The sequence below is a fragment of the Streptomyces sp. 150FB genome, assembly GCF_000818195.1.
GTDB lineage: Bacteria > Actinomycetota > Actinomycetes > Streptomycetales > Streptomycetaceae > Streptomyces.
Window position 1 is genome coordinate 3,043,101 of sequence record NZ_JTHL01000001.1, and the last position, 4,548, is coordinate 3,047,648.

The 4,548-nt window shown below is 70.9% G+C and carries 5 protein-coding genes; 3 read left to right on the top strand and 2 right to left on the bottom strand.

Features of this window, described 5'->3' with window-relative positions; translation table 11 throughout:
• The coding region (locus QR77_RS48595; RefSeq protein WP_040021802.1) for a DUF2510 domain-containing protein at positions 1-502 on the bottom strand (502 nt) is incomplete at its 3' end.
• Between the two features lie 249 nt (positions 503-751).
• On the opposite strand from QR77_RS48595, the gene QR77_RS12925 reads away from it, so the two are divergent.
• Both QR77_RS12925 and QR77_RS12930 read left to right on the top strand, forming a co-directional pair.
• Entirely contained in the window at positions 752-1,711 is a 960-nt protein-coding gene (locus QR77_RS12925) for a glycoside hydrolase family 16 protein (protein WP_160310903.1), read from the top strand.
• Positions 1,712-1,906: 195 nt separating this feature from the next.
• Positions 1,907-2,674, top strand: coding sequence for a CDP-alcohol phosphatidyltransferase family protein (locus tag QR77_RS12930; protein ID WP_040021804.1), 768 nt, complete (start codon positions 1,907-1,909; stop codon positions 2,672-2,674).
• 82 nt (positions 2,675-2,756) lie between these two features.
• Here QR77_RS12930 and QR77_RS12935 read toward each other — a convergent pair whose 3' ends face one another.
• The gene (locus tag QR77_RS12935; protein ID WP_040021805.1) at positions 2,757-3,371 is read right to left on the bottom strand and encodes an N-acetylmuramoyl-L-alanine amidase; all 615 of its coding nucleotides are present in this window, start codon (positions 3,369-3,371) and stop codon (positions 2,757-2,759) included.
• Positions 3,372-3,733: 362 nt separating this feature from the next.
• Here QR77_RS12935 and QR77_RS12940 point away from each other — a divergent pair, with 362 nt between their 5' ends.
• Positions 3,734-4,210, top strand: coding sequence for an SsgA family sporulation/cell division regulator (locus tag QR77_RS12940; protein ID WP_040021807.1), 477 nt, complete (start codon positions 3,734-3,736; stop codon positions 4,208-4,210).
• The last annotated feature ends 338 nt before the right edge of the window (positions 4,211-4,548 follow it).

The window sequence follows — 4,548 nt, forward strand, 5'->3', positions numbered from 1 at the left end:
GCGCGCCGAGCGCGGGGTCGCCGGACGTGTCGCCGGGCAGCGACGGGTTGGGGACACGCGGGTCCCAGGTGTCCCTGGGGTCGCGCGGGTCCCTGGGGTCGCGTCCGTCGCGTCCGTCGCGTCCGTCCTGGCCGGGCGCGCCCCACGAGACCCGGTGGTCACGCTCGCCGCCGAAGCCGGTCTGGCGCGAGACATCGGCCTGCCACGCGGTCGACGGTTCCTGCCGGATCCCCTCGGGCGGCACCTCGTCGAGGAACATCGGCCCCGTCTCCTCGACCGCGGGCGCGACCGGGACGGACGCGTGGGACGCGGGGGAAGCGGGCGCCGGGACCGCGGGCGCGTTGGGTGCGGCGGGCACCATCTCGCTGCCGGGAGGCGCGGGACGGCTCGTACCGGGCACCCAGGCGGCGCCGTTCCAGTACCTGACGTATCCGGGAATCGACGGGTCCGGGTAAAACCCTTCCCTGGGTACGTTCCCGCCGTCGGCAGGAGGAGTAGCCACTGACCCCAACTCCGTTCGCTCACCACACCGCTTGTCAAAGAGAGACAGTAACGAAGAACACGGGGCCCGGAAGAACGTGACCGACGGAAAGACCGTATTCGTGCCGCACGAGGAACGGGGGCGGGTCGGCGATGCGTACGAAACTCCGGATGCCAGTACGGACACAGGGGTTGACCCTCCATGTGGTGTGCATGACAGTCGGTGATGAGAGCGCTCTCATAAGATTGGACTAGCGAAGGAAATCCCCCCATGTACGGAATAACCTCGCACAACCGTCCCGAGCGTCGCCCCCACCGACGCGTCTTGACCCTGCTGGCCGCCCTCTCGCTTCCGCTGACCGCGCTGCTCGGGGTGACGGCGGCCTCCGCCGGCGCCACCCCCTCCACCGCGGCCGCCGAGTGGACCACGGTGTTCAGGGACGACTTCAACGGCGCGGCAGGGAGCAGGCTGAACGACGCCGACTGGCTGTACGACAAGGGCACCAGCTATCCCGGCGGCGCCGCGAACTGGGGCACCGGCGAGATCGAGACCTCCACCGACTCGACCGACAACGTCTACCAGGACGGCGACGGGCACATGGTGATCAAGCCGATCCGCGACGCGGCCGGCCAGTGGACGTCGGGCCGCGTCGAGACCCAGCGCACCGACTTCGGCGCGCCGGCCGGCGGCCAGGTGGAGATCACGGCCTCGCTCAAGCAGCCCGATCCCGCGAACGCGCTCGGCTACTGGCCGGCCTTCTGGGCCATGGGCGCCGACGCCCGCCCGACCGGGGCGACCAACTGGCCGAGCATCGGCGAGCTGGACATCATGGAGGACGTCAACGGGCTGAGCCAGCACTCGACGACCTTCCACTGCGGGCAGTGGGCCGGTGAGTGCCACGACCCGGACGGCATCAGCAGCGGTCTGATGGCGTGCGACGGCTGCCAGAGCGGCTACCACACGTACTCCGTGATCGTGGACCGGACGAACGCCGCCGCCGAGCAGTTGCGCTTCTACCTGGACGGCGCGCAGACGTTCGCCGTGAACCAGAACGAGGTCTCTGCGGCGACCTGGCAGGCGGCGGTGGACCACGGCTTCTTCGCCATCTTCGACGTGGCGATCGGCGGCTCGTACCCGAACAAGGTCTGCGGCTGCACGTCGCCTTCGGCCGACATCAGCTCGGGCGCGGGGATGAGCGTGGACTGGTTCGCGGTGAACGTGAGCCAGTAGCGGGTACGCGGGTGACCGGCAGAAGGCGACCTACGGCCGAACTCCCGGTGGACGTACGGCCGAACACCAGGTGAAGGGGCGGCGGCGGGCGGGCCGCCGGTCCTCTTCTACTCTGTGCTGATCTTCTACTTTGGGCTGATCGCTGCCGGGCCGACGCCCGTCGGCGGCACAGGCGGAGAGGTACAGGGAACATCGATGGTGATTGCTCCGGCACTGGGAGAGCTGCGCGAAGTCTGCCAGCCGAACGCGAAGTTGGAGAGCCGTAACGGCGAACACTGGGCGGGCCGGCTGTACATGCGGAGAATCTCGCTGCACGCCACCCGCCAGCTCGTCCGTACGCGGGTCACACCTGACGCCCTGACCTGGACGATGGTGGTCTGCGGGATAGCCGCCGGGGTCGCCCTGCTCATACCCGGTCTGACGGGGGCGGTGCTGGCGGCCGTGCTGTTCCAGTTGTTCCTGCTCTTCGACTGCGTGGACGGCGAGGTCGCGCGGTGGAAGGGGCAGAACAGCGCGGCGGGCATCTACGTCGACAGGCTGGGCGCCTATCTGGCCGACGCGGCGCTGATGATCGGGGCCGGATTCCGCGCCGCGCGTGGCGGTTCCGACCTGTGGATCTCGGTCGGCCTGGCCGCCGCGCTCGGCGTCGTCCTGCTCAAGGCGTCGACCGACCTGGTCGATGTGGCCCGCGCGCGGCGCGGGCTGCCGGTGGCGGACGACGAGGCGACGAGGCCGCGTTCGACGGGCCTCGCCTCGGCCCGGCGGCTGGCGTCCGCCTTCAAGATCCACCGGATCACCAACGGCATCGAGGCGTCGCTCGTGCTGCTGCTGGTGGCCGTGGTCGACCTGGTCGTCGGGGACATCGGGCCGACGCGGTGGGTGGTGCTCGCCATCGCCGTCATCACCTGGGCGATGGTGGTCGCCCACCTGACCTCGATCCTGTCGTCCTCCCGGCTGCGCTGAGCGCTCCGGACCCGGCCGGTACGGTGCGGGGCGCCCCGCACCGTACCGGCCGGGCCGCACCGGCCTGCCCCCCGACGGGCCGTCAGGTGGCCAGGGCCACCAGCCGCATGTAGCGCTCCCAGTCCCACAGCGGCCCCGGGTCGGTGTGGTCGGCGCCGGGGACCTCGACGTGGCCGATGATGTGCTGACGGTCCTTGGGGATGCCGTACCGGTCGCAGACGGCGGCGGTCAGCTTGGCCGACTGCTGGTACATCGTGTCCGTGAACCACTCCGGCTCGTCGACCCAGCCCTCGTGCTCGATGCCGATGCTGCGGGTGTTGTAGTCCCAGTTCCCGGCGTGCCAGGCGACGTCCCGCTCGCGGACGCACTGCGCGATGTAGCCGTCGGCGGAGCGCACCACGTAGTGCGAGGCCGCGGCGTGGGTGGGGTCCTTGAAGAGTCTGATGGTGTCGTCGAAGGTCTCCTGCGTCACATGCACCACGACCAGCTCGATCGGGTACTGGGTCGGGCGGTTGGCCGCCGTGTAGTTGGAGGTGCTGGCCGGAGTCCAGGGGGTGGGAGGGTACGCGACGGCGCGCCGCGATCCGCCGCGCGGCGCGGCGGCGGCCGTGGCCAACGGGGTGAGGGCGAGGGAGGCGGCGAGCGCGGCGGCGCCGGTGAGCAGGCGACGGCGGGCAGGGTAGCGGTCGGACGTCATGTGCACTCCTGACAAGCGAGAAAAAGTCGCGTACATGTCACACACAGCCGAAGCTCATGATGCGCACCCGAACACCGCCCTGCCAAGAGAAACGGCGATCTGCCAATGGCCCGACCAAAGGCGCCAACCGCCGCACAGTAAAAGGGACTTCATCACGGCCGCCGCCGGGTGCCACGGCCGCCCGCACACCTCGCCCGACAGTCCGCACGGGGCCCGCCCGGACGGCACGCACACGCGGCGTCACCCGCCGGATGCCTTGCGTCAAGAAATCATGGCGGAAGTCGCGTCATGAACGGCCCGTCGCGGCCTCTCTCCTCGCGAGGCCCCGTCGGTGGGCTCCCGCCAGGAGAGGAAGTACCGCTATGCACACCGTGGTGGAGCGCGAGCTGGAGCTCGATCTGGTGCTGTCCCCGGAGGCCAGCATTCCCGTACAGGCACGGCTGGTCTATCGCACGGACGATCCGTACGCCGTGCACATGACCTTTCACATCGGCTCCGAGTCCCCCGTGAACTGGACCTTCGCCCGCGAGCTGATCGTCGAGGGCGTGTTCCGGCCGTGCGGGCACGGTGACGTACGGATCTGGCCGACGAAGGTCGGCGGGCGCAATCTCCTGTGTGTCGCGCTCAGTTCGCCCAACGGGAACGCGCTGCTGGAGGTGTCGGCGTCCGCCGTCTCGGCCTGGGTGGAGCGGACGCTGCGGATCGTGCCGCCGGGTGCGGAGATGAAGCAGCTCGGTATGGAGGAGGGGCTGACCGCGCTGCTGTCCCCGACCCCGGCGGACGATCTGTGGCTGCGGGACCCCTGGCCGTCGGACGAGTCGGCGGAGGAGGAGGCCTGAGCGGGCGGGATGCGCCGGGGCGGGCCGGGAGCCGGAGCGGGGGTCGCGCACGTGCGTGCGTCGACCCCCCGGGCCACGCACGTGCGTCACCCACCGGCCCCGCGTGCGTGACCCGCCGCTGTCCCGGTCGTTTGGCTCATGGCCGTCCGGCCGTGAGCCCCTCCGAGAGAAGGCGCAGCCCTCCCCGATGTCAGCGCAGATCTCAGCGCCAGGTCCCCTGGCCGTGCATCCCAAGGTGTTCAGCGACGAGTTGGCGGCGGCGGGCCGGTGGGTCGCCGCGTACCTGGAGCGGCTTCCCGACGGGCCGGTCGCGCGGCCGATGCCGGCCGGCCACCGGC